The 24543-nt window shown below is 34.3% G+C and carries 25 protein-coding genes and 1 tRNA gene; 13 read left to right on the top strand and 13 right to left on the bottom strand.

Features of this window, described 5'->3' with window-relative positions:
* The first annotated feature begins 89 nt into the window (after positions 1–89).
* The 8 genes from miaB to groL all read left to right on the top strand — a co-directional run bounded on the left by miaB (position 90) and on the right by groL (position 7318).
* Positions 90–1535, top strand: coding sequence for a tRNA (N6-isopentenyl adenosine(37)-C2)-methylthiotransferase MiaB (gene miaB / locus E0F98_RS01140; RefSeq protein WP_132108388.1), 1446 nt, complete (start codon positions 90–92; stop codon positions 1533–1535).
* A gap of 114 nt (positions 1536–1649) precedes the next feature.
* Positions 1650–1988, top strand: coding sequence for a GxxExxY protein (locus E0F98_RS01145; protein ID WP_262708990.1), 339 nt, complete (start codon positions 1650–1652; stop codon positions 1986–1988).
* A gap of 80 nt (positions 1989–2068) precedes the next feature.
* A complete protein-coding gene (locus E0F98_RS01150) occupies positions 2069–3328 on the top strand; it encodes a sigma-54 interaction domain-containing protein (RefSeq protein WP_132108390.1) in 1260 nt (419 codons plus the stop codon).
* 88 nt (positions 3329–3416) lie between these two features.
* Positions 3417–3920: an LptE family protein gene (locus E0F98_RS01155; RefSeq protein ID WP_132108392.1), complete on the top strand. Its 504-nt coding sequence runs from the start codon at positions 3417–3419 to the stop codon at positions 3918–3920.
* 49 nt (positions 3921–3969) lie between these two features.
* Positions 3970–4815 (top strand): tetratricopeptide repeat protein, encoded by an 846-nt coding sequence (locus tag E0F98_RS01160; RefSeq protein WP_132108394.1) that lies wholly within the window; start codon positions 3970–3972, stop codon positions 4813–4815.
* 3 nt (positions 4816–4818) lie between these two features.
* Positions 4819–5145, top strand: coding sequence for a preprotein translocase subunit SecG (gene secG, locus E0F98_RS01165; protein ID WP_132108396.1), 327 nt, complete (start codon positions 4819–4821; stop codon positions 5143–5145).
* 131 nt (positions 5146–5276) lie between these two features.
* Positions 5277–5552 (top strand): co-chaperone GroES, encoded by a 276-nt coding sequence (locus E0F98_RS01170; protein WP_074721502.1) that lies wholly within the window; start codon positions 5277–5279, stop codon positions 5550–5552.
* A gap of 137 nt (positions 5553–5689) precedes the next feature.
* The gene (gene groL, locus E0F98_RS01175) at positions 5690–7318 is read left to right on the top strand and encodes a chaperonin GroEL (RefSeq protein WP_132108398.1); all 1629 of its coding nucleotides are present in this window, start codon (positions 5690–5692) and stop codon (positions 7316–7318) included.
* 341 nt (positions 7319–7659) lie between these two features.
* Here the strand turns inward: groL and E0F98_RS01180 are convergent, their stop codons facing one another.
* The 8 genes from E0F98_RS01180 to xrtF form a co-directional block, all read right to left on the bottom strand.
* Positions 7660–8343, bottom strand: a complete 684-nt coding sequence (locus E0F98_RS01180) for a DedA family protein (RefSeq protein WP_132108400.1) — start codon at positions 8341–8343, stop codon at positions 7660–7662.
* Between the two features lie 142 nt (positions 8344–8485).
* The gene (locus tag E0F98_RS01185; protein ID WP_132108402.1) at positions 8486–8827 is read right to left on the bottom strand and encodes a heavy-metal-associated domain-containing protein; all 342 of its coding nucleotides are present in this window, start codon (positions 8825–8827) and stop codon (positions 8486–8488) included.
* Positions 8828–8847: 20 nt separating this feature from the next.
* Positions 8848–10860: a TonB-dependent receptor plug domain-containing protein gene (locus E0F98_RS01190; RefSeq protein WP_132108404.1), complete on the bottom strand. Its 2013-nt coding sequence runs from the start codon at positions 10858–10860 to the stop codon at positions 8848–8850.
* Between the two features lie 73 nt (positions 10861–10933).
* Positions 10934–11347, bottom strand: coding sequence for an HYC_CC_PP family protein (locus E0F98_RS01195; protein ID WP_132108406.1), 414 nt, complete (start codon positions 11345–11347; stop codon positions 10934–10936).
* Positions 11348–11399: 52 nt separating this feature from the next.
* The gene (locus tag E0F98_RS01200; protein ID WP_132108408.1) at positions 11400–12755 is read right to left on the bottom strand and encodes an MBL fold metallo-hydrolase RNA specificity domain-containing protein; all 1356 of its coding nucleotides are present in this window, start codon (positions 12753–12755) and stop codon (positions 11400–11402) included.
* A 41-nt stretch (positions 12756–12796) separates the two neighbouring features.
* The gene (locus E0F98_RS01205; protein WP_132108410.1) at positions 12797–13627 is read right to left on the bottom strand and encodes a restriction endonuclease; all 831 of its coding nucleotides are present in this window, start codon (positions 13625–13627) and stop codon (positions 12797–12799) included.
* Between the two features lie 59 nt (positions 13628–13686).
* Positions 13687–14130 carry an exosortase F system-associated membrane protein gene (locus tag E0F98_RS01210; protein ID WP_132108412.1) on the bottom strand — a complete coding sequence of 148 codons (444 nt, stop codon included), beginning with the start codon at positions 14128–14130 and terminating at the stop codon, positions 13687–13689.
* Entirely contained in the window at positions 14105–14656 is a 552-nt protein-coding gene (gene xrtF / locus E0F98_RS01215; RefSeq protein ID WP_132108414.1) for an exosortase family protein XrtF, read from the bottom strand. Before xrtF ends, E0F98_RS01210 begins: the two co-directional genes overlap by 26 nt.
* A gap of 72 nt (positions 14657–14728) precedes the next feature.
* Here xrtF and E0F98_RS01220 point away from each other — a divergent pair, with 72 nt between their 5' ends.
* From E0F98_RS01220 to rpe, 5 genes are all read left to right on the top strand, one after another.
* A complete protein-coding gene (locus E0F98_RS01220; RefSeq protein WP_132108416.1) occupies positions 14729–15190 on the top strand; it encodes a GAF domain-containing protein in 462 nt (153 codons plus the stop codon).
* A 128-nt stretch (positions 15191–15318) separates the two neighbouring features.
* Positions 15319–15585, top strand: a complete 267-nt coding sequence (gene rpsO / locus E0F98_RS01225) for a 30S ribosomal protein S15 (RefSeq protein ID WP_132108418.1) — start codon at positions 15319–15321, stop codon at positions 15583–15585.
* A gap of 174 nt (positions 15586–15759) precedes the next feature.
* The gene (locus E0F98_RS01230; RefSeq protein ID WP_132108420.1) at positions 15760–17901 is read left to right on the top strand and encodes a polyribonucleotide nucleotidyltransferase; all 2142 of its coding nucleotides are present in this window, start codon (positions 15760–15762) and stop codon (positions 17899–17901) included.
* 163 nt (positions 17902–18064) lie between these two features.
* Entirely contained in the window at positions 18065–18928 is an 864-nt protein-coding gene (locus tag E0F98_RS01235; RefSeq protein ID WP_007137700.1) for a sigma-70 family RNA polymerase sigma factor, read from the top strand.
* A gap of 475 nt (positions 18929–19403) precedes the next feature.
* Positions 19404–20066 (top strand): ribulose-phosphate 3-epimerase, encoded by a 663-nt coding sequence (rpe, locus tag E0F98_RS01240; RefSeq protein ID WP_132108421.1) that lies wholly within the window; start codon positions 19404–19406, stop codon positions 20064–20066.
* A gap of 64 nt (positions 20067–20130) precedes the next feature.
* Here the strand turns inward: rpe and E0F98_RS01245 are convergent, their stop codons facing one another.
* The 5 genes from E0F98_RS01245 to ftsZ form a co-directional block, all read right to left on the bottom strand.
* Positions 20131–20562, bottom strand: a complete 432-nt coding sequence (locus E0F98_RS01245) for a CBS domain-containing protein (RefSeq protein WP_132108423.1) — start codon at positions 20560–20562, stop codon at positions 20131–20133.
* A gap of 136 nt (positions 20563–20698) precedes the next feature.
* Positions 20699–21556 carry a zinc-dependent peptidase gene (locus tag E0F98_RS01250; protein WP_132108425.1) on the bottom strand — a complete coding sequence of 286 codons (858 nt, stop codon included), beginning with the start codon at positions 21554–21556 and terminating at the stop codon, positions 20699–20701.
* 75 nt (positions 21557–21631) lie between these two features.
* Positions 21632–21705 (bottom strand) — tRNA-Arg (locus E0F98_RS01255).
* A 69-nt stretch (positions 21706–21774) separates the two neighbouring features.
* Complete coding sequence (locus tag E0F98_RS01260) at positions 21775–22224, bottom strand: GatB/YqeY domain-containing protein (RefSeq protein ID WP_132108427.1); 450 nt, start codon at positions 22222–22224, stop codon at positions 21775–21777.
* 309 nt (positions 22225–22533) lie between these two features.
* On the bottom strand, positions 22534–24486 hold the full coding sequence (ftsZ, locus tag E0F98_RS01265) for a cell division protein FtsZ (protein ID WP_132108429.1): 1953 nt from the start codon (positions 24484–24486) through the stop codon (positions 22534–22536).
* Positions 24487–24543: the final 57 nt, after the last annotated feature.

Raw genomic sequence — 24543 nt, forward strand, 5'->3', positions numbered from 1 at the left:
AATAAAAACCAAAAACATTGTTAAATCTTCATCTGACATCTTGTCATATCTATTGCAATTACCTTATCTTTGTGCCCTGAAAAAATAAGATGGAAAAGATAATTGAAGAAAGCAAACAAGGTGAAAGCCTTGTGTTAGAAAACAAATCTGAGAATACTAAAAAACTCTTTATAGAAAGCTATGGCTGTGCGATGAATTTTTCGGACAGTGAAATAGTAGCTTCCATATTGTCTGGAAACGGATACAATACCACTCAAGTTCTAGAAGAAGCTGATTTGGTTTTGGTAAATACCTGTTCCATTCGTGATAAAGCAGAACAAACAATAAGAAAGCGTTTAGAAAAATATAATGCTGTGAAGCGCATTAACCCGAAAATGAAAGTCGGGGTTTTGGGCTGCATGGCAGAACGATTGAAAAGTCAATTTCTGGAAGAAGAAAAAATTGTGGATCTAGTTGTAGGTCCTGATGCCTATAAAGATTTACCTAATTTATTAGCAGAAGTAGAAGAAGGACGCGACGCCATCAATGTGATTTTATCGAAAGACGAAACTTACGGTGATATTTCGCCAGTTCGACTAATGAGTAACGGAATAACCGCTTTGGTTTCTATTACGCGTGGTTGTGACAATATGTGCACGTTTTGTGTAGTACCTTTTACACGCGGACGCGAACGCAGCCGTGAACCACAAAGTATAATGTCCGAAATTCAGGATTTATGGAATAAAGGGTTCAAAGAAATCACACTTCTTGGACAAAATGTCGACAGTTACCTTTGGTACGGCGGCGGATTGAAAAAAGATTTCGCAACCGCTTCTGAAATGCAAAAAGCAACTGCTGTAGATTTTGACCAATTATTAGAAATGGTGGCTGTTAGTTTTCCAAAGATGAGAATCCGATTTTCGACTTCTAATCCACAAGATATGCACGAAAGTGTATTGCACGTAATTGCAAAACATCCAAATATATGTAAACACATTCATTTACCAGTTCAATCAGGAAGCAACAGAATCTTGAAGGAAATGAATCGCTTGCATAGTCGTGAAGAATACATGACATTGATTGATAAAATTAGAACTATTATTCCAAACGGATCTATTTCCCAAGATATGATTACTGGTTTCCCAACGGAAACAGAAGAAGATCACCAAGATACTTTGAGTTTGATGGAGTATGTAAAATACAACTTTGGCTATATGTATTCCTACTCTGAAAGACCAGGAACTTTGGCTGGAAGAAAAATGGAAGATGATGTTCCCGAAGAGACGAAGGTACGAAGATTACAAGAAATTGTAGACTTGCAGCAAAAGCACGCTTGGTTGCGCTCTGAAGAATTTATCGGACAAACGGTAGAAGTTTTAGTAGAGAAAGTTTCGAAAAAATCTACAGAAGAATTTTCTGGAAGGAACTCACAAAGCATTACTGTAGTTTTCCCAAAGGAGAATTATAAAATTGGTGATTTTGTAAATGTAAAAATCATAAGCTGTACTAGTGGAACTTTAAAAGGAGAAGCTGTAGGTTTTAGTGAAATGAATTAATTTTAAAAAAAGTTGCCACGAATTTCACGAATTAACACGAATTATTATAATTTCAATTAAAATATTTTCTAAGAATTAAATATGGAATTGTACTAATACAATGAGTATTATAAAATCATAGGCCTTTGTATGGAAGTGCATCGCATTTTAGGTTGTGGTCTTTTAGAAGCTGTTTACAAGGAAGCTTTAGAAATTGAATTTAGAAGTAATAATATTCCATTTGAAAGAGAAAAAGAATTTATCATAGAATACAAAGAACATCAATTATCAAAACGATTTTATGCAGACTTTGTCGTTTATGGAGAAATAATTCTAGAGATAAAAGCAACTAAAATGATCATTGATGAAAACATTGCTCAAACCTTAAATTATATGTCAATTACAAAAAGTGGAATTGGTATTATTGCCAATTTTAGTTTAAAATCATTACAACAAAAAAGATTAGTACTCTAATTTAAAATTCGTGACAATTATTCTACCACAAGAAATTCGTGACAATTCGTGAAATTAGTGGCAAAAAAGACAATAAAACAATGGATACAGTTCAAGCTATAAAACAACGATTTGAAATTATCGGTAATGACCCGAAGCTTAATCGTGCGATAGAAAAAGCCATTCAGGTTGCTCCTACTGATATTTCAGTATTGGTCGTGGGTGAAAGTGGTGTTGGGAAGGAAAGTATTCCAAAAATAATACATTCCCTTTCGCATAGAAAACATGGAAAGTACATTGCCGTAAACTGTGGTGCTATACCTGAAGGAACGATTGACAGTGAGCTTTTTGGACATGAAAAAGGAGCATTTACAGGAGCAACAGCAACACGTGAAGGTTATTTTGAAGTAGCTGATGGTGGAACGATCTTTTTGGACGAAGTTGGTGAATTACCACTAACCACTCAGGTGCGATTACTTCGTGTACTTGAAAATGGAGAATTTATAAAAGTAGGTTCTTCCCAAGTTCAAAAAACTGATGTGAGAATTGTAGCAGCGACTAATGTCAATTTATTTGATGCTATCGAAAAAGGGAAATTTAGAGAAGACTTGTATTATCGTTTAAGCACCGTGGATATTCTACTACCGCCATTGCGAGACAGAAAAGATGATATTCATTTATTATTTAGAAAATTTGCTGCTGATTTTGCTTTCAAATACAAGATGCCGCCATTAAAACTGGATGAAGGCGCAGTGCAGGTTTTGCAAAAATTTCGCTGGAGCGGAAACATTCGTCAGCTGCGAAATGTAGCTGAACAAATTTCTGTTTTAGAAACCAATCGCGATATTACTGCTCCCATTTTACACTCTTATTTACCTGTGGAAGGCAGCAATTTACCTTCTGTAATAAAAAATAAAAAAAGCGAGAGCGACTTTAGTAACGAACGTGAAATTTTGTACAAAGTCCTTTTTGACATGAAAAGTGATTTACATGATCTAAAAAAACTTACGTTAGAGTTAATGGAAAATGGCAGTTCAAAAGTTCAGGAGACCAATAAAAACCTGATCACAAAAATATATGGTTCTAAAGAAAACGATAGCGAAATCGACTTTGAAGAAGAACCAAGGACAGCACTGATTACCACCCAAAGTAATGAAGGAACGTATCAAGAGAATGAAGATAATTATCTATTTGCCGAAACTGTCGAAGAGGAAGAAGAAATCCTAAGATTAGAACAAAAAGAGATAGAAATGATTAAGAAATCATTAGAAAAAAACAAAGGAAAACGAAAAGCAGCAGCGGATGAGTTGGGGATTTCGGAAAGAACTTTATATCGAAAGATTAAACAATTTGACCTTTAAAAAGAAAAAATAATTTCAAAATACAATTATTGTACATTTGAAAACAGAAATTGGAATTCGGCTTATAAAAAATGGAATTTACTACTTTATGAAAAAAATATATTGTCTTCTATTAGTACTTACAGTATTTATGATCAACAGCTGTTCTGTATATAACTTTACGGGAACTGGAAAAATCGATGCAAAAACATTTCAGGTTAACTTTTTCCAAAACAATGCAGAATTGATCGAACCGGGAATTGACAGGACATTTACACTTGCCTTGCAAGACATTATCCAAAATCAAACGAATCTAAATTTAGTGAAAAGTGGAGGCGATTTGACTTATGAAGGAGAAATTACCGATTATAGAATAAGCCCTATGACGGCAACCGCTGACCAGCAAGCTTCCCAAAACCGTTTAAAAATAAGAGTAAACGTTCGATTTACTAATAGAAATAAAGAAGCCGATGATTTCGAAAAATCGTTTGAATTCTACTATGATTTTCCAGCTACCCAACAACTTGCCGGATCTACTTTAAATAGCGCCTTAGAAGAAATTTTTGAAAGAATCACACAAGACATATTTAATGAATCACTTGCAAAGTGGTAAACTCCACTTCGCGATTTGATTTAAAAAATCTGAAATCTGCAATCAAAAAATGAACGCAACTACTTATACGACCTTAATTAACAAGCCTAATACTATTTCTGAGCAACAAACTTTAGCTTTAGAAAAAGTATTGGATGAATTTCCTTTTTTTCAAAGTGCGAGAGCTTTGCGATTAAAAGGACTTTACAACCAAAATAGTTTTAAGTATAATTTTGCATTAAAAGTTACAGCTGCACACACAACGGACAGAACTGTACTTTTTGATTTCATAACTTCGGATGGTTTTGTTGCTATTCAAAAAAGGTTATATGATAAAAAAGCACTTGAGCTTCTTGATATTGATGTAATTGACAGCGAAATAATTACTACTCAAGAGAAAATAGAACCTAAAAAAAATACGGTCGAGCAATCAATTCTTAGTTCAATCAAAGTAGCCACTCCAGTTGAACCGAATGAAAATATAACGGAAACAGAAGAGAAGCTAAACATTGGAACTCCTTTAGATTTTTCGAAAAATGAAAAACACTCCTTTCAAGAATGGCTACAATTATCCAGAACTCAGCCTATCGACAGAGAGAACGAAATAGACAGCATTTCCAAGCCACAAAACGAATACCAAAAGAAAAAAGCCGCATTAATAGATAAATTTATTGAAACTAGCCCGAAGATCTCCCCAGTTAAACATGGTACTCCCTCTACGGTAAAAATTGATATAAATCAAGAAGATCATTCTTCATTAATGACTGAAACTTTGGCCAGAGTATATTTAGAACAAAAAAAATATCAAAAAGCCATACAAGCTTATGAAATATTAATTTTGAAATATCCAGAAAAAAGTAGTTTCTTTGCAGACCGTATAACGGATATTAAGATTTTACAACAAAATAATAATTAAACAATGAGTACATTTTCAATTTTTTTAGTTTTAATAACAATAGTTTGTTTTCTATTGATTGTAGTAATAATGGTTCAAAACCCTAAAGGAGGAGGATTATCATCTACTTTAGGAGGTTCTCAAATGTTAGGTGGAGTTCAAAAAACAACTGACTTTTTAGACAAAAGTACTTGGACATTAGGTACAATACTAATCGCTTTAATATTATTATCAAGTTTAAGTTTCACTGGAACATTAAGTGACTCAGATTCTAAAATTATTGAAAACACAGGAACTACTGCTCCAGTTGCACCTGTTACACCAGTACAAGAAGCACCAGCTACTAAATAATTCATCACATATATTTTAAAAAATGCCAGCCTGTCAAAGCTGGCATTTTTTATAAGAAAATATGTCAGTTCAACAAGGATGGCATAATTTCTGACTTTCAATACACACTAATAAAATTAAAAAATAAAATCATGGCTTTAAACATTAAACCACTTTCTGATCGCGTTCTAATCGAACCAGTGGCTGCTGAAACAAAAACTGCGTCAGGGATTTTTATTCCAGATACTGCTAAAGAGAAACCACAAAAAGGAACTGTAGTTGCAGTTGGTAATGGTACAAAAGAACATACGATGACTGTAAAAGTTGGAGATAGCGTTCTTTACGGAAAATATGCTGGTACTGAATTGAAATTAGAAGGAAAAGATTATTTGATAATGAGAGAAGACGATATTCTTGCGATTATCTAAAAAATGCCTTGGGCTATTAGCTTTTAGCTATTAGCTAGCAACAAAATTAAAATTAATTATAAATATATTTTGGCTTTCGCTTTCGAAGATAGAAATTTCTTCCAAAAGCCAAAAGCCAAAAGCTAAAAGCTTAAAAAATGGCAAAAGATATAAAGTTTGATATTGAAGCACGTGACGGATTAAAACGTGGTGTTGATGCATTAGCAAATGCGGTAAAAGTTACTCTTGGACCAAAAGGTCGTAATGTAATCATTGGAAAATCATTTGGTGGACCAACGGTAACTAAAGATGGTGTTACTGTAGCTAAAGAAATTGAATTGAAAGACCCGTTAGAAAACATGGGAGCTCAAATGGTAAAAGAAGTAGCATCAAAAACCAATGATTTGGCTGGAGATGGAACTACAACTGCAACTGTTTTAGCACAAGCAATTGTAAAAGAAGGATTAAAAAACGTTGCTGCAGGAGCAAATCCAATGGATTTGAAACGTGGTATCGATAAAGCAGTAGAAGCTATTGTTGCTGACTTAGCGAAACAAGCTAAAGTAGTAGGAAGTGATTCTGAAAAAATCAAGCAAATCGCATCAATCTCTGCAAATAACGACGAAGTAATTGGTGAGTTAATCGCTACTGCTTTCGCAAAAGTTGGAAAAGAAGGTGTAATCACTGTTGAAGAAGCAAAAGGAACAGATACTTATGTAGATGTTGTTGAAGGAATGCAATTTGACAGAGGATACCTTTCTCCGTATTTTGTTACCAATTCTGAAAAAATGGAAGTGGAATTAGAGAATCCTTATATCTTGTTATATGACAAAAAAGTTTCTTCTCTAAAAGAATTATTACCAGTTTTAGAACCAGTTGCTCAATCTGGAAAACCATTATTAATTATTGCTGAAGATGTTGATGGTGAAGCATTATCTACATTGGTTGTAAATAAATTACGTGGAGCTTTAAAAATCGCTGCTGTAAAAGCACCTGGTTTTGGAGACAGAAGAAAAGCAATGCTAGAAGATATCGCTATCTTAACTGGTGGAACTGTTATTTCTGAAGAAAGAGGATATACTCTTGAAAACACAACAATCGAAATGTTAGGTACTGCTAAGAAAGTAACTATCGATAAAGACAACACTACAATAGTAAGTGGTGCTGGTGAAGCTGACATGATTAAAAATCGTGTAAACCAAATTAAAGGTCAAATGGAAGCTACAACTTCTGATTATGACAAAGAAAAATTGCAAGAACGTTTGGCTAAGTTAGCTGGTGGAGTTGCTGTTCTTTATGTTGGTGCTGCTTCTGAAGTAGAAATGAAAGAGAAAAAAGACAGAGTTGACGATGCACTACACGCAACTCGTGCTGCTGTAGAAGAAGGTATCGTTGCTGGTGGTGGTGTTGCATTATTAAGAGCTAAAAACGCACTTAGTAGCATTACTCCTGATAATGCTGATGAAGCTACTGGAATACAAATTGTATCTCGTGCTGTTCAAGCTCCATTAAGAACTATTGTAGAAAATGCAGGTCTTGAAGGTTCAGTTGTTGTTGCAAAAGTAGCTGAAGGAACAGGTGATTTTGGATACAATGCTAAAACGGATGAGTATGTTGATATGCTAAAAGCTGGTATTATCGATCCTAAAAAAGTAACTCGTGTAGCATTAGAAAATGCAGCATCTGTTGCGGGAATGATATTAACAACTGAATGCGCTTTGATCGATATTAAAGAAGAAAACGGTGGAGGAAACCCAATGGGTGGAGGTATGCCGGGAATGATGTAATATCAAACTTATTTTATAAAAAAGTCCGTCTCGTTTAATAATGAGACGGATTTTCTATTTACAGTACTCTGTTAATCTCTTTAAATTTTAATCTCAATAAAACCTCGTTGAGAATAAGAAAATATTACTTCAGTTAAGAATGACGTTAACCACTAGATCGCAGCTTAATTAATGTCAGAAAAGGAGACACAAAGAGAATACTAATAATTAATCGAGTATCGTATAATATACAACTCATCAAAATTGTTTATAAAAAAAATCCGCCAAGTTGATTAACGGGACGGATTTACAATATATAAAAATCAAAAAATAAACTCTTAGTTCATTTTCAATCTTACTTTTTACTCTTCAGTTACTTTTGTTTTTTTAGCAAATTTAAGAATCACTGGTGAAAGTGTTAACACTACTAAACCGATAATTATTAATTCAATATGATTTTTCAAATCTATTTGATACGTATTTAGCAAGAAACCATAAAGGTAATGACCTGCAAAAATCAATGTAAAAGACCATAGTAAGGAACTTACAATGTTATAAAACATAAATTTCTTTTTTTCCATTGATACAATCCCTGCAACTATAGGTGCAAAAGTTCTAAATATAGGCAAGAATCTTGCGAAAATAATGGCTCTTCCGCCATGTCTTTCAAAAAAATCTTTGGACTGAACTAGATATTTTTTCTTGAACCAGAATGTATCTTGTTTATTATACAAATAATAACCGCTTTTAGACCCAAACCAGTAACCTATCATATTACCCAAAATACCCGCCAAAGCGACTAAAGAAGACAACAACATAACATTCATAAAATCGCTATCTATAAATAATATGTTCTCTATCAACTCTCTATTATAAATCCCTGCAAGAAAAAGCAAGCTATCCCCCGGCAAAAAGAAACCCGCAAACAGACCGGTTTCAGCAAACACGATAAACAACACGATGTATATACCTAACTTTATTCCATTAACATCAAAATGGATATAAAAAAGTGGATCTATTAAATTTTTCCAATCAAAACTATTCATTATTCGGGGTTTGTTGCTTAAATTATTTTGTCCGTGAAAGTAGTTATAAATTATTTTAACCGCAATATATTAGAACATTTTAAAGTTTTATTAACTATAAATTACAAAAAAAATCCAAGGCTAAAAACCTTGGATTCTAAAACTATTTTCTTTCATACATACAACAACCATGAAGACTCTCATACTGCTCTTGAGTCGCTTTGACCCCTTTAGTATCATGTCCTACTTTTGCAACTTCTTTCTCAACATTTAAAAGTGAAGTTTTTTGCTCATTTACAATCAAGTTTAATACATGAGTATCAATATTCCAAACTGCCGACTTTACTCCAGAAGTTCCATAGGCAGCTTTCTCGATTCGTTTTTTGCACATCTCACAATTACCATTGACAGCAACTGCATATTTAGCGTTTTTATTCTTTTTCTCCTGTGCTTGAGAGCTAAATCCTATAAACACTAGAGCAATAACTACAATTATTTTTTTCATTTCAATTTTTATTTAATAGTTTATTTAATTTTAAAACGCAATCCTGCGTAATACATTTGACCAAAAACAGGCGCATACACAATTGACGTATCAAAAGTAGTTCCAAAAGGATTCGAAGCGCCTAAAATAGCTTTTTCTTGTTTGTAATTTCCAATATTTTCCCCTCCTACATATACTTCAAAAGTAGAAGAAAAAGTTCTGGTAACCTGAGCATTCATCACAGTGAAAGAGGGAGAAAAATCCGGCTGCCTATCTTCTACTGGATTACCTTGAGTTGATGGCAACTGCTGTTTTCCAAGCCAATTTAAAGTATAATCAAATTTCCATTGCTGCCCTTTTTCTAAGATATGTGTTTCAAAAGCTAAATTACCAAAGAAACGATGTTTCGCTTGCATCGGTCTTTGAAAAGTTCCAGATAAATAATCTGTTTGAATATCATAGTATTTATAAGCCGTTCTCAGATTTAGATGTTTGGCTAATTCATAATTAAACTCAACTTGCAAACTATTAGCAATCGATTTACCATTCAAATTATAAAACAAAACCTGCTGAGGACCTTGGAATAAATCTACCACAACTTGGTTTTTAAAATCAGTTCTATAAAAATCAAACCCTATATCTCCGCTTTGATTAAACAAGTAGAAACCTTGCATAAAACTCAAACCATAATTCCAAGCAATTTCTGGATTTAGTCCATATATCTTTCCATCCGTATTTAAAACATCAAATGTTCTTGAGCTTGCAAAAAGCTGTTGATTTTCGGCAAAAATGTTAGCACTTCGCTTCCCTCTTCCTGCTGAAAATCGCAAAACTCCTTTCTCCCATGGATTGTATCTCGCATGTAATCTTGGTGTAATAAAAGTTCCCAAGCGATTGTGATTATCAACCCTTCCTCCTAAAACCAAACTAAAATTATCAGTGTTATCATAGGTATATTCGAAAAAAGCACCAATCGAATTATCAATTCTACTAAAATCCGTAACACCTACATATTCATCATAAGCATCGTAGGTAAAATTCAAACCCGTAGCAAATTTATTCATGGTATTACTGATTATCGAATTGAAAATCAAATTTGAATAATAGCTTTTCTGCTTGATATTATATTGGTTTAAACCAAAATAAGAATCTTGGCCATGACTATTAAATGCGTTTTGAAATCCAATACTTTGATACGGCATTTCCGGAAAAACATAACCTAACTTAGTCGAAACATCGACACGCTCAGTATTGATTTCTGAACCCCAGTAATTAGTAGTTCCCCTATCTCTGTTAGGATCAAATTCTAATTCCCCAGTTTGCTTTTTGTCATTCATGTAGCGCAAGTTGACAAAACTCACCCACCCTTTTTCGGCATCAGTATATTGCCAGCGATTCAAGACGTTGATTTGTTTGGCCAATGGATTATCCAGAAAACCATCATCATTCATGTCGTTTTTTGAGACTCTAGTATTTCCGTGAACAAAAAGACTACTGCTCCATTTATCAGATAGCTTCCTATTGAAATGAGTGTTTAACTCAAACCTAGAATCAGTCGATCCATACACATTCAAGAAAAAAGGAATATCATCTATTGGTTTAATTAGCTCTGTATTGATTTGTCCTGAAATACTTTCGAAACCATTCACGACAGATCCTGCGCCTTTGGTAATTTGAATGCTTTCCACCCAAGTACCGGGAGTAAAAGACAAGCCATACGCTTGAGAAGCTCCGCGCACTGATGGAATATTTTCCTCGGTGATCATCAAATAGGGACTTGTTAAACCTAGCATTTTTATTTGCTTGGTCCCCGTTAAAGCATCTGAAAAACTAACGTCAATAGATGGATTAGTTTCAAAACTTTCGGCAAGATTACAACAAGCAGCTTTAAGCAATTCCTTGCTTGTAAGTGTAGTTGTGTTTGATGTTAGAGTATATGATTTTTTTAAGGCTTTACTGTTTGTGTTAACTTTAATTTCCTGCAAGGTATCCTGAGAGTAGGAATTAAAAGCGCAGAACAAAAACAACAAAAGCATTGTTACTTGTTTATTCATGGTATAATTTTTATGTTTTAAAAAAGTTTTTTGCAGCTAGAAGTTGTAGCTACCTTTTAGAGAAACATAAAAATCAGGCGTAGAAAATGTATTGATGATACAACTTAAAAAAGGGAGGAGCATTTGCATCGCAAAAATAATAAGCCGCCGACTTAATTTTAAAATTAGAAGTCGCAGCATAAATAATAGGACTCCATTCAGGTGTTAAAACAGCGGTTGCTATGTTGAAAAAGAACGTTTTTACTACAAAATTATCCGACTTTTTATGAAGCTGAACCACTTTGTCCTTACAACAGCTCTCTTTCGATTCAGAAACAGAACCGCAACAACCTTTTTCCTTGCTTTGGTCAGCGGAGGATGACTTTAGATAAACTGGAGCTATCGAAGCGATCTCTCCACCACAATAGTGCACATTTACAGCCATTCCCATATTGGAAACCAACAGGAAAATAGCTAAAAGTAAACTAATGTGTTTCTTAAACTTCATATCGCAAAATTAACAATTTAATGTCATACTATATTCTAACAGGTGTTAAACTTTAAATTTCAAAGACCTGTCCCATTAAAGGCGCGGAACAATCAAAACCATAATTCTCTTTTATTTTTATGCGAAGTTCATCTGCCGGCTGGTTTTCGCCGTGAACTAAGAATACTTTTGTAGGTTTATTTTCTAATTCTGAAAGCCAGTTGAGTAATCCCTTTTGATCCGCATGTGCTGATAGGCCTTCTATTTCATGAATCTTTGCTTCAACAGGATAATACTTTCCATAGATTTTAACCTCTTTGGCTCCTTCGAGTAATTTTCGGCCACGAGTTCCTTCTGCCTGATACCCTACAATAACTACTGTCGTTTCAGGCAAACCAATGTAGCGTTCTAAATAACTCAAAACTCTTCCTCCAGTTACCATTCCGCTTGCTGCAATCACAACCTTTGGACCTTTATTATAAATTGCTTCAATTGTATCTTTATAGTCTGTAATCATCACAAACATTCTACTCATTGCCTTACAATCTTCCAATGTAAGCTTATGCCATTTTAAATTGTTAAAAAAAATATCGAAGGCGCCTACTCCCATTGGAGAATCAATAATATAGGGAATATCCGGTATTTTATGTTCCTGCTTCAACTGCCATAGTAAAAACATTATGGTCTGAGCTCGCTCTACTGCAAAACTGGGAATAATCGTTGTACCACCTTTTGCAAAAGTAGCGTTAATGTAGGTTTCTAATTCAGCCTTGGCATCTGTATCAGGATGCAATCGATCGCCGTACGTACTTTCGAGAAATATATAATCCGCTTTTTTAGGTTTAGTAGGCGGAAACATCAAAACATCGTTATCGCGCCCAATGTCGCCTGAAAAAACTAAGGTTTTATTTTCAAGTTGTAACTCAATACTGCAAGCTCCGATGATATGTCCTGCGTTGACAAAAACAGCCGAAATTTCGGCGTCTAAAGAAACTGGTTCATTTGTTTTAACCACTCTAAAATGCGGGAAAACTTTTTCGACTTGTGCTACGGTATACAGAGCCTCGGCCACTTCGTGTTTAGAATATTTTTCTTTATTCGCTCTTTCAGCTTCTTCTTCCTGAATTTTACCACTATCCAGAAGAATAAGTTGGGCAACTTCTTTTGTAGCGCTGGAACAATAAATTTTACCTTTAAAACCTTGACTGACTAATCGTGGTAACCATCCGCAGTGATCTAAATGTCCATGCGTAAGCAGCACAAAATCTATAGAGGAAGCCAAAACCGGCAGTGGATTCCAATTCAATTCCCGCAAAGGTTTTATACCTTGAAACTGTCCGCAATCTATTAAAATCCGAATTCCATTGCTTTCTACTACTGTTTTTGAACCTGTAACAGTTCCCGCCGCTCCTATAAATGTTACTTTCATGACCTAGTTTTTAAGTTCAAAAAATCTTACCCTTATTTATTTTAAATACATCTAACTAATTCTCGTACTTCTTTTAAAACATTTCTAATTCTGTTGGCGCTCACGCCAATTTTCTCTAATTTTTCTGAATGATTTACCAGCTCTTTTGCCAAGATTACATCTAATACCAACAATTTATCTTTTTCAGCCAAAGACAAGGTTGTAAGACAAGTTACAGGATAAAGACAATCTCTATCGTTTATGGTTTTCAAATTATTGTCTACCGGATAATCCCAACTTAATAAATTCATCCCCGAACATTTGGCAAAATCTACGGCATCCGATGAAAATTGATTATTGGTCACTATCCAACATTTTGAAATGAATTCATTTTTTGCAAAAACGATTTGTTTTCTTTCTTTCAGATCGTTGAATCTCGCGTAAACATACAAGGTGTCTTTTATGTTTGACTTATTTTCTCTCGCCGAATGAAATTTACATTCCACCATAGCCAATTCATCATTTTTCTTCATCAAAACATCAATTTCATGAGAAACGCATTTGCCCGGTAAAGTTAAATTAGTAGTCGTTTGGTAACCTTCAGCCGCAAAAAGTCGTGCAACATATTTTTCGAAGAAAAAACCAGCCGGACCTAATAATTGCAAAGACGACCTTAAATTATACCTTGCTGCATGTGAGTTGGCTTCTTTTTTCAATAAAGCGAAAGCCCGTTTGTAAATTTTTTTTGTGGTAATTCCTTCGTAGATATCTTTGCCTATTTCGTTCACGATATTCTCAACAACCAACTTGTCTGCTCCAGATTTCAGCAGCGATTTCCTGAGTTTTTGATGATCGAATTCAACTAAATCACCAGAATGTTTTACTATCTTCATATCTATAATTATTTGGCTATTAGAGAAATAAAGCCGCTATTAAAGATAGTTAAAAAAAACTATTTATGTAGCTTCTGATAGTAAAATGCTGGGATAAATAAAATCACAAAAATAGGTTGGATAAGAAATCGGCGTACATAAAAAAGCATAAGGTTATTATGCGCTCCGCAGCAATAAATTACGGCGAAAAAGGCAACTATTAAAATGATAAAGAAAAAGACGTATAAAAATGTGGCGAACTTAATCATTGCAATGTCCTTAAAAAGCACATAAATTAAAGCTAAAGATAAAGCCGTATTTAATCCATAACGAAACAGTAGTCCCGCTATTAACTGCAGAGTATTATAAGTAGGTAATGGCAATGCATTAAAATCGCTTTTGAAATAATTTAAAAAAGGGTCGTAAAATAATTGATCCTCATAAGCTCTCACCATAGCAAGTAAAAGCACAAAAATAAGTCCCAAAAGAACTCTTACCTTATTTATCAGTAGTAACTGTAGCATATAATGAAAATTTACGAATCCAGATTAACCACAAGATAAAAACTACTCCGTATATAAATAAGGGAAATAAAACTCCATGCAGTAAAGACAGCTGCGACTGAAAATGATATATCAAGACACTCAACAGCGCGATTCGGATCACATTTAGTACATAAATAATTGCACTACCTGCGAAAATAAAAAGCAGCGTTGGTTTTAACTTTCCCGAAAAGGAAACGACGAATGAAATAAATAAAATAATAATACTCACCGCATTACATCCTTCAATCATCCTTGCAACATATGTATGATTGTATATCAACTTAATAAATGTCCCCGCCTTATTTTCTTCTATCGCTGCATCCGCAGGAAACAAATCCAGGAACTGGACTGTATTCTTTGCCACTAATCTTGTAATGGAATCAATTTTATTATTTTCGAACCTACCCAAAAAAACTTGATACACTACGGTAAGAATGATAAAAGTCAAAAAAAACTTTATCAAAAAAAGCAAAAAAGGTTTGTAGCGAATAAAATATTTTTTCAAAATCTATTTTTTAACAAATTTATATAATTTTTAAAAGGGACTTTAAATACTTTTGCTTAAAAATTATAAAACATGACATTTCAGGAATTACAACCAAAGGTAACTGCAATTACTCTAAATAATAGTCTTTCCAGAGACGAAAAGCTTTTATCTGTTTGCCAACTACTTAACGAGAATATCGAATATTACAACTGGGTAGGATTTTATTTTGCCAATCACGATACAAAAACCTTGCATTTAGGTCCGTATGTAGGAGCAGAAACGGATCATACTGTAATTCCTTTTGGAAAAGGAATCTGCGGACAAGTGGCAGTTTCTAACAATAACTTTGTGGTGCCAGATGTTGCTGCACAAGACAACTACATCGCTTGTAGTTTTACAGTAAAATCAGAAATCGTGGTTCCACTTTTTGTAAATGGTGAAAATATTGGTCAAATTGATATCGACAGTCATGTAATTGATCCCTTTACAGAGGAAGACGAGCGATTTTTAGAATTTGTAAATCAGGAAATTGCAAAAACGTTTACAGTTTAACATCCTGAAAACTATTGCAATAAATCTTAGATAAAATTTATATTGTCATTTTGAAAATAAATATTATCTTTGCAGCCGTCTTACAATACATGTATGACATACATAAAAATCATTAAACAAATATTGGAATGTATTTAACGAAAGAGATTAAAGAAGAAATCTTCGCACAACACGGAGAAAAAACAAACACAGGTAAAGCAGAAGCTCAAATTGCTTTGTTCAGTTTCAGAATTAGCCACCTAACAGAACATTTGAAAAAAAATCGTCACGATTATAACACAGAGCGTTCATTAGTATTGCTAGTAGGAAAAAGAAGATCTTTGTTAGATTACTTGAAAAAGAAAGAAATCAACAGATATCGTGAGATTATCAAAGTATTGGGTATCAGAAAATAATCAATATATTAAAGAGGCGCGAGAGTGCCTCTTTTTGTTTTTACCCCCACAACCCCTAAAGGGGCAAAATTAAGAATAAAAAAAGTTTGGTTTTTCATTGGGTTTTAGGCATTAACTACGCAAACAACAACTACAACACAACTAGAACCCATGTTTAACTAATAAATTAAATTTATGATTCCACAATTATTTGTAGAAAGTATCGATTTAGGTGATGGCAGAAACATCACAATCGAGACAGGTCGCTTAGCCAAACAAGCTGACGGATCTGTAGTAATTAGAATAGGTAAAACTGTAATTTTAGGAACAGTAGTATCTTCAAGAAAAGCAAGTCCAGGTATCGACTTTTTACCATTAACGGTAGATTATCGTGAAAAATTTGCTGCAGCAGGACGTTTTCCTGGTGGTTTCTTTAAGAGAGAAGCTAGACCAAGTGACAGCGAAGTATTAACAATGCGTTTAGTAGACCGTGTATTGCGTCCACTTTTCCCAGATGATTATCATGCAGAAGTGCAAGTTATGATTCAGTTGATGTCTCATGACGAAGATGTTATGCCAGATGCATTAGCAGGTTTAGCAGCATCAGCAGCTTTAGCTTTGTCTGACATTCCATTCGAAACACTAATCTCTGAAGCTAGAGTTGGTCGTATAGACGGAAAATTCATCATCAACCCAAGTCGTGCACAATTAGAATTATCTGACATCGATATGATGATTGGAGCTTCTATGGATTCTATCGCAATGGTAGAAGGTGAAATGAAAGAAATTTCAGAAGCAGAAATGCTTGAAGCAATTAAATTTGCTCACGAACATATCAAAAATCAAATTTCTGCTCAATTGCGTTTGCAAGCTGCTTTTGGAAAAAAAGAAGTTCGCACTTACGAAGGAGAAAGAGAAGACGAAGCTATTTACGCTAAAGTAAAAGCAGCATCTTATGATAAAATATATGCAATTGCAAGCAAAGGTTCTTCTAAACAAGAACGCACAGCTGCATTTGACGAAGTAAAAGACGAAGTAAAAGCTTTATTTACTGAAGAAGAATTGGCAGTAGATGGAGACTTAGTTTCTAAATATTTCAAAAAAACAAACAAAGAAGCAGTTCGTAACGTAACCCTAGATTTAGGAACACGTTTAGACGGAAGAAAAACTACAGAAATTAGAGATATCTGGTGTGAAGTAGATTACTTACCATCTGTACACGGATCGGCACTGTTTACACGTGGAGAAACTCAAGCATTGGCAACTGCAACTTTAGGAACCTCTAGAGAAGCAAACCAAATTGATTCTCCATCTCAACAAGGGGAAGAAAAATTCTACTTGCACTATAACTTCCCTCCTTTCTCAACTGGTGAAGCTCGTCCTTTAAGAGGAACTTCAAGAAGAGAAGTTGGTCACGGAAACTTAGCGCAAAGAGCATTAAAAAATATGATTCCTGCTGATTGTCCTTATACCATTCGTGTAGTTTCAGAAGTATTAGAATCGAATGGTTCTTCTTCTATGGCAACAGTTTGTGCTGGAACATTATCATTAATGGATGCTGGTATCCAAATGATTCGTCCAGTATCTGGAATTGCGATGGGATTGATTACAGATGGAGATCGTTATGCTGTATTGTCTGATATTCTTGGTGATGAAGATCACTTAGGAGATATGGACTTTAAAGTAACTGGAACTTCTGAAGGAATTACAGCTTGTCAAATGGACATCAAGATTGATGGATTGAAATACGAGATTATGGAAGCAGCATTAGCGCAAGCTCGTGACGGACGTTTACATATCCTTGGAAAATTAATCGATACTTTGGCAACTCCAAAAGAAGATGTTAAAGCTTACGCTCCAAAAATTATTACAAGAAGAATTCCTAATGCATTCATTGGAGCATTAATCGGACCTGGAGGAAAAGTGATTCAAGAATTACAAAAAACTACAGGAACTACAATTGTTATCAATGAAGATCCAACTACTGAAGAAGGAGTTATTGAAATTTTAGGAACAGATCCTGCTGGAATCGAAGCGGTATTAGCTAAAATAAAATCGATCACATTCAAACCTCAAATGAATGAGTCTTATAATGTGAAAGTAATAAAAATGCTAGACTTTGGTGCAGTAGTTGAGTACCTTGACGCTCCAGGAAATGAAGTTTTACTTCACGTATCTGAATTGGCATGGGAACGCACTGAAAATGTTTCTGATGTAGTTAATATGGGAGATACTTTCCAAATTAAATACTTAGGAATGGATCCTAAAACAAGAAAAGAAAAAGTGTCTAGAAAAGCACTTATGCCAAGACCTCCACGCGAGGAAAGAAAAGAGTAATCAGATCTTAGTTTACTAAAGGTTTATTTATAAAAAACCCCATTTCATTCATTTGAAATGGGGTTTTTGACTTTTAACTAAAATATTTTTAAAATTATTGTAACTTTTTTGCAACTCCATACGTATAACTACTTGTACACTTAAAAACTGAGGACACAAAAACATGAGACAACTTAAAATCACCAAGCAGGTAACGAATCGTGAAACTGCATCATTAGACAAATATTTACAAGAAATTGGAAAAGTTGATCTTATTACAGCTGACGAGGAAGTAGAATTAGCTCAAAAAATTAAGGCCGGGGATCAAAAAGCCTTGGAAAAATTGACAAAAGCTAATTTACGTTTCGTTGTTTCGGTGGCTAAACAATACCAAAATCAAGGATTAACTCTTCCTGATTTAATTAACGAAGGAAACTTAGGATTGATAAAAGCAGCACAACGTTTTGATGAAACACGTGGATTTAAATTCATCTCCTACGCGGTATGGTGGATTCGTCAATCAATACTACAAGCTCTGGCAGAACAATCTCGTATCGTTCGTTTGCCTTTAAATAAAATTGGTTCTATCAATAAAATCAACAAAATGTATGCCTTATTAGAGCAATCTAACGAGCGTCCACCTTCTGCTGAGGAAATTGCAAAAGAACTAGACATGACTGTAAATGATGTAAAAGAGTCTATGAAAAACTCTGGTCGTCACTTATCAATGGATGCACCTCTTGTTGAAGGAGAAGATTCTAACCTTTACGATGTATTGCGTTCTGGTGAATCTCCAAATCCAGACAGGGAATTAATCCACGAATCATTGCGTACTGAAATCGAGCGTTCATTAGAGACATTAACTCCAAGAGAGGCTGATGTAGTTCGTTTGTACTTTGGACTTGGAGACCAACACCCAATGACTCTTGAAGAAATTGGAGAAACTTTCGACCTAACTCGTGAGCGTGTGCGTCAAATCAAGGAAAAAGCAATCCGTAGATTGAAACACACTTCTAGAAGTAAAATACTAAAAACCTACCTAGGTTAAAAATATCCCCCAATTAAAATCTTTAAACTATTAAACATTTTAATTCAAAATGAACAACAGTTTGATTGACTGTTCGTTTTTTGATTGATGATTGAAACTCCGGCTGATTACCGGAGTTTTACTTTTTTAATCTGAACTTGTTTCAGATTCTCCCCCTCCTTTATCCCCTTTTTTTATTGAAATTGTATTTTGTAATTGCAATTAATTTGGGCGTAACCCTCCGTAAAAACTTCGGGTCGGGCTTTCCATTTCAATCTTTTCCTTTTTAAAGAAAAAAGTAAAAGGATTTTTATTGCAATCCCTTACGCAAAAGCCACATCCCAATCTCAATTTGTACCCACAAAAAAACTTTCGCATTTGTTTTAAATAACCTAATTTTGCAAAAACTACAACTAAAAAATCTGAAATAAATTCAGATTAAACAACACTAACAGATTTCAGCAATAACAATATGCTGAAATAAATTCAGCTTAAAATGAAAAATACACTTATTGCACCCTCAGTATTGGCTGCCGATTTTGGAAATCTACAACGCGACATCGAAATGATCAACAATAGTGAGGCGGACTGGTTTCATATTGACATTATGGATGGTGTTTTTGTTCCCAACATTTCATACGGAATGCCAGTTTTGGAAGCAATTAACAAGCATGCTAAAAAAACGATTGATGTACATTTGATGATTGTAGATCCAGACCGTTATATCAAGACTTTTGCTGATCTTGGAGCTAATATCCTAAGCGTACACCTTGAAGCTTGTACACATCTTCACAGAACGCTACAAGCTATCAAAGCGGAAGGAATGAAAGCTGGAGTAGCAATTAATCCTCATACTAATATTGACTTGTTAGAAGACGTTATCAACGATATCGACTTAGTGTGTATAATGAGTGTGAATCCTGGTTTTGGAGGACAATCGTTTATCGAGAACACTTATGCTAAAGTTCAAAAACTAAAAGCTTTAATCACCAGAAAAGGAGCAACGACATTAATTGAAGTCGACGGTGGTGTTACAAACAAAAACGCAAAGCAACTTGTAGAAGCTGGAGCAGATGTTCTTGTAGCAGGTAGCTATGTATTTAAAGCTGAAAACCCAACTGCAACTATTGCTAACTTAAAAAAGTTGACAGCAATTTAATAAATCATTATATTTTTTTATAACATTAGAAAACTCCCGTACTACATTTAGTACGGGAATTTTTTTATAGCACTTCCGTGTATTGATCCAATAAGTATTTTATCAAATCTGTAGTAGTAACAATACCAACTAATGCATCATTATCACAAACAGGCAAAGCATGAAATTCATTTTTAGATAAAATTTCGGCAGCCTCTTTTATGGTTGTTTCAGACGAAATTACCACTATATCTTTAACCATTACTTGACTTATGGTAAACATATTAAACACAATAGAATCAATCTTTTCAGTATCGTCATCAACCGACTCTGCATAAGAGACTCTCAACAAATCAGTGTAACTGAGTAATCCAACAATCTTATATTCACTTACAACCGGAATGTGTCTGATTTTATTTGCTTTAAATAAGGATTCAGCTTTAGTTAAAGCATCAGAAAGATTCAACTTAATTATATTTTTAGTCATAATTGTGGATACTGGTACATTCTGTTTCATAACATCATAGTTTTTAATTGCACTTAAATTTACAACAAAAAAAAGAAGAGCGTAACAAACGGAAAAAAACCAAAATGATTAGTGGTCACAAATTCTGATCTTATTCAACGTATAGACCTTTCGCAACAAGGGAATTCTATAGCTTTAAATCTCGATCATCGAAATTAATCAGCTCCTTAACGTTATCATAAAGCTCTGGAAACTCTTTCTTGAATACTTCAGGTGTTTCAAAAAAATGTTCCAAAATTACTGCCAAAAACTCCATTTGGTTGGTATAAGCATAAATTCTAAAATAATTAGACGCGACAAGGAGGTTCAACACGTTAGGTCTCACTAAATACTCTTGTATTTTTGCATAAGTACTCGCAAAAACAACACTACTTTGATCCCTACTTCTCAACCCATGAAAATACAAGGCATGCGAAAACTCATGTATTCCAAGATTAAGATTGTCATTATCAAAACGGTTTCCTTCCATAAAATCCTGCCAAGAAAAAACCAAGGCTTTTAATCTGGGATTGAATTCTCCCTTATGATACTCTTTTCGTATGGTCGATAAATAAGAGTGTGGATAAATGATTATCTTATCAAAAACATTAATCAAATAATGTCGCATCCCAAAAGTCAGCATTACATAAGAAGCAGCAATTAAAACCTTACACTGATCAGTAACTACAAAATTATCTTTCCCGAAAAACTTATAGTTTGCAATAAAGACAGCCGTTCGGTGTTCAAAGAACAGTTTTCTATTTTCAGATAATCTTTGGTAAAAAGCGCATTCCTTTCTTAGAATATCTCTTTGTAGCAGACTCAATTTTTTTTTAAAAGGATACCAATGAATATAAAGCGGTTTATTAAAAACCATGACATATAGCGGTTCAACAATTAGCCTTACAACAAAAAGTACTATTATGATTCCGATAAATCCAATTAGAAAAACTTGAAATACATCCATCAATACTACAGCTAAAATCCTAGAGATTTGATTTGACATTAAATCTACTGCTTTAAAACAAAAAAGCAATAAAATGGCAAAACATATTTTGCTATTTTATTGCTTCTATTGTAGTGGCCGAGACAGGGTTCGAACCTGCAACCCTCAGAGTCGAAATCTGATATTCTATCCAGTTGAACTACTCAGCCATTTTGATATGAACATTTAGACTTAAGATTATAAAAATCCTAAATCTAAATTCCCAAATCCTAAATTTTTTAAACCAATAATTTCTTAACTATTGAAGAGATGGTTTTACCTTCGGCTGTTCCTCCTAGTTGTGCAGACGCTAACCCCATTACTTTTCCCATTGAAGCTATTCCGCTTGCACCAGTTTCGGCAATGATTTTTGCAATCACAGCTTCTACTTCTGCTTCGCTTAATTGCGCAGGTAAGAACTTTTCAATAACTGCGATTTGTGCTAATTCTGGTTCTGCAAGATCTAAACGATTTTGCTCTGTGAAAATTCTTGCGCTTTCTTTACGCGTTTTAACTAGTCTTTGAAGTAATTTAACTTCATCGTCCTCTGAAATTTCTTCTTTTGAACCTGAAGCTGTCTGAGCTAAAAGGATTTCAGATTTAATCGCTCTTAAGGCTTCTAAAGCTACTGTATCTTTGGCTCTCATGGCAGCTTTAAGCTCGTCCATGATTTGTACTGATAAACTCATTTTTGTTTTTATTTGATTAAGCAAGATTGCTTAGTTTAATTACTTGTGACTTGTGTAATTGATTTATTTCTGCCCCTGATTGTAGTGAAAAGCCTTTTATGAGAAATTGCATTTTTTCTTGAACTTAAAAAGCGACCGAAGGAAGCTCTTTTAAGGACTTTGAAAAAAGCAGTTTCGAGAAAAAGCTTGAAACGAAAGCAGGATTAAGGCCCATAAAATAAAAACCCACATTACGTGTGCGAAGATAAAAAAAATAACCCGAAAATTAAATTCAATTTTCGGGTTAAATAATAATGAATTATGTACGTATTAATCTACATTATCATGTAAAAAAGAATTGTTAGAACGCAACTGTAAATCGTTGTTACTATCTGTTCCAACAGATATTCTCGAATTTGTATTGTTTGACTGTGTATTTGAGATGTCTATTCCTAATCTCTTATAAGCAGGCTCTTTTTCGTATTCATCCAATTTAGAAACATTATTGTGAAACTTGTAATTGAATTCCTTTAACTTTTTTCTTCTCTCGTCAGCTCTAAGCTTCAAAGTATCCTCTATCGTCATTTCCATAGGAGAGATTTCCTCAAATCTTGTAGGAGCTTCTACACTAGCTTGAACTTGCTTCATCGTGATGTTCATCTCAGCAGGAATAACTTCTTCAACCACTTTTGCAACTGGTTTAGAAGAGGCGAAATTATCTTCGACTTCCATATACTCTTCAAGAGAATACTTGATAATTCCTTTATCTGACAATTCAGTCACAGGTACAAATTGAACGGGTTGGTTCACCTTGATGTCACGCGTTTCATTAGTCAATTCAAAAAATACTTTTTCTTCTTCTACTTTTTGCACTGGCTCTGGCTTGTAAACTGGCTCCGACTTATGAACTGGTAAATCAAAAGAGAAAGTAGTTTGTTCTTGTCTTTCTATCGCTTTTGGCTGTTGCACTTCTTTTACTTCTGCAGCTCTAGGAGAAGAGAAAGTAAAATCAATATCTTTAATAGGAGAAACGATTTCGAAACTAACATCTAGGTTTTTAATAAACTCAGACATCGCCATCAACTCTTCGTTTCCCGCAACAGGAACTACTGGCTCTGGTGTAACCTCGTCTTCCACTAAATCAAAAACAACTCTTTGATTAGGCTCTGAAACTGTTTTTTCAGCGTTTAAATCAAATCCCGCTACTGTGTTTTGTGATAGATTATGAAAACTTCTTTGTTCATCCTCTAGTGTATGAATTATTTTTTTTGGCTCTGTGTTTACAATTCCATTTTGTTGTTCAATATCAAATCCCGTTGCAATGATGGTAACTGCAATGGCATCACCTAAGGTTTCGTCTTCACCAACACCCATAATAATATTGGCATTGTGACCCGCTTCATTTTGAATATGGTCGTTAATTTCCCCTATTTCATCTAAAGTGATTTCATTAGAACCTGAAACGATGAGCAACAATACGTTTTTGGCACCTGTGATTTTATTATCATTTAGTAAAGGAGAATCTAAAGCAGACACAATTGCCTCTTTAGCTCTGTTTTCACCTTCAGCATTAGCTGATCCCATTATCGCAGTTCCGCTGTTAGACAAAACTGTCTTAGCATCACGTAAATCGATATTTTGAGTATAGTGGTGTGTTATTACTTCTGCAATTCCTCGAGATGCAGTCGCTAAAACTTCATCAGCCTTTGAGAATCCAGCTTTGAAACCAAGGTTTCCATATACTTCTCTAAGCTTATTGTTGTTGATAACAATTAGAGAGTCTACTTGCTTGCGCAGTTTTTCGATTCCAATTTTCGCTTGCTCTTGACGCACTTTTCCTTCAAACAAGAATGGAAGTGTTACAATACCAACCGTAAGAATTTCTCTTTCTTTAGCTAATTGTGCAATTACTGGCGCAGCACCTGTACCGGTTCCACCACCCATTCCTGCAGTGATAAAAACCATCTTAGTATTGCGATCCAACATCTTTTCAATTTCAGCGATACTTTCTATCGCTGATTGTTGACCTACGTCAGGATTTGCTCCTGCACCAAGTCCTTCAGTTAAGTTCACACCTAGCTGAATTTTATTAGGAACTGAACTGCTTTGTAATGCCTGAGAATCAGTATTACAAACAATAAAGTCTACTCCTTTAATTCCTTGTTTAAACATGTGGTTTATGGCGTTACTTCCGCCTCCACCTACACCAATTACTTTGATTACATTTGATTGGTTTTTTGGTAAATCAAATGAAATACTTCCAAATTCTGAGTTGCTCATCATTTTATTTGGTTTTTGATATTAATTATTAATTGTTGTATTTTGTTATTGGGTCTTTGC

Source organism: Flavobacterium hiemivividum, from assembly GCF_004349145.1.
GTDB lineage: Bacteria > Bacteroidota > Bacteroidia > Flavobacteriales > Flavobacteriaceae > Flavobacterium > Flavobacterium hiemivividum.

Coding starts and splice junctions, on each gene's coding strand:
- miaB (WP_132108388.1), top strand. CDS start 90: ATGGAAAAGATAATTGAAGAAAGCAAACAAGGTGAAAGCCTTGTGTTA.
- E0F98_RS01150 (WP_132108390.1), top strand. CDS start 2,069: ATGGATACAGTTCAAGCTATAAAACAACGATTTGAAATTATCGGTAAT.
- E0F98_RS01155 (WP_132108392.1), top strand. CDS start 3,417: ATGAAAAAAATATATTGTCTTCTATTAGTACTTACAGTATTTATGATC.
- E0F98_RS01160 (WP_132108394.1), top strand. CDS start 3,970: ATGAACGCAACTACTTATACGACCTTAATTAACAAGCCTAATACTATT.
- secG (WP_132108396.1), top strand. CDS start 4,819: ATGAGTACATTTTCAATTTTTTTAGTTTTAATAACAATAGTTTGTTTT.
- E0F98_RS01170 (WP_074721502.1), top strand. CDS start 5,277: ATGGCTTTAAACATTAAACCACTTTCTGATCGCGTTCTAATCGAACCA.
- groL (WP_132108398.1), top strand. CDS start 5,690: ATGGCAAAAGATATAAAGTTTGATATTGAAGCACGTGACGGATTAAAA.
- E0F98_RS01180 (WP_132108400.1), bottom strand. CDS start 8,343: ATGAATAGTTTTGATTGGAAAAATTTAATAGATCCACTTTTTTATATC.
- E0F98_RS01185 (WP_132108402.1), bottom strand. CDS start 8,827: ATGAAAAAAATAATTGTAGTTATTGCTCTAGTGTTTATAGGATTTAGC.
- E0F98_RS01190 (WP_132108404.1), bottom strand. CDS start 10,860: ATGAATAAACAAGTAACAATGCTTTTGTTGTTTTTGTTCTGCGCTTTT.
- E0F98_RS01195 (WP_132108406.1), bottom strand. CDS start 11,347: ATGAAGTTTAAGAAACACATTAGTTTACTTTTAGCTATTTTCCTGTTG.
- E0F98_RS01200 (WP_132108408.1), bottom strand. CDS start 12,755: ATGAAAGTAACATTTATAGGAGCGGCGGGAACTGTTACAGGTTCAAAA.
- E0F98_RS01205 (WP_132108410.1), bottom strand. CDS start 13,627: ATGAAGATAGTAAAACATTCTGGTGATTTAGTTGAATTCGATCATCAA.
- E0F98_RS01210 (WP_132108412.1), bottom strand. CDS start 14,130: ATGCTACAGTTACTACTGATAAATAAGGTAAGAGTTCTTTTGGGACTT.
- E0F98_RS01220 (WP_132108416.1), top strand. CDS start 14,729: ATGACATTTCAGGAATTACAACCAAAGGTAACTGCAATTACTCTAAAT.
- rpsO (WP_132108418.1), top strand. CDS start 15,319: ATGTATTTAACGAAAGAGATTAAAGAAGAAATCTTCGCACAACACGGA.
- E0F98_RS01230 (WP_132108420.1), top strand. CDS start 15,760: ATGATTCCACAATTATTTGTAGAAAGTATCGATTTAGGTGATGGCAGA.
- E0F98_RS01235 (WP_007137700.1), top strand. CDS start 18,065: ATGAGACAACTTAAAATCACCAAGCAGGTAACGAATCGTGAAACTGCA.
- rpe (WP_132108421.1), top strand. CDS start 19,404: ATGAAAAATACACTTATTGCACCCTCAGTATTGGCTGCCGATTTTGGA.
- E0F98_RS01245 (WP_132108423.1), bottom strand. CDS start 20,562: ATGAAACAGAATGTACCAGTATCCACAATTATGACTAAAAATATAATT.
- E0F98_RS01250 (WP_132108425.1), bottom strand. CDS start 21,556: ATGTCAAATCAAATCTCTAGGATTTTAGCTGTAGTATTGATGGATGTA.
- E0F98_RS01260 (WP_132108427.1), bottom strand. CDS start 22,224: ATGAGTTTATCAGTACAAATCATGGACGAGCTTAAAGCTGCCATGAGA.
- ftsZ (WP_132108429.1), bottom strand. CDS start 24,486: ATGATGAGCAACTCAGAATTTGGAAGTATTTCATTTGATTTACCAAAA.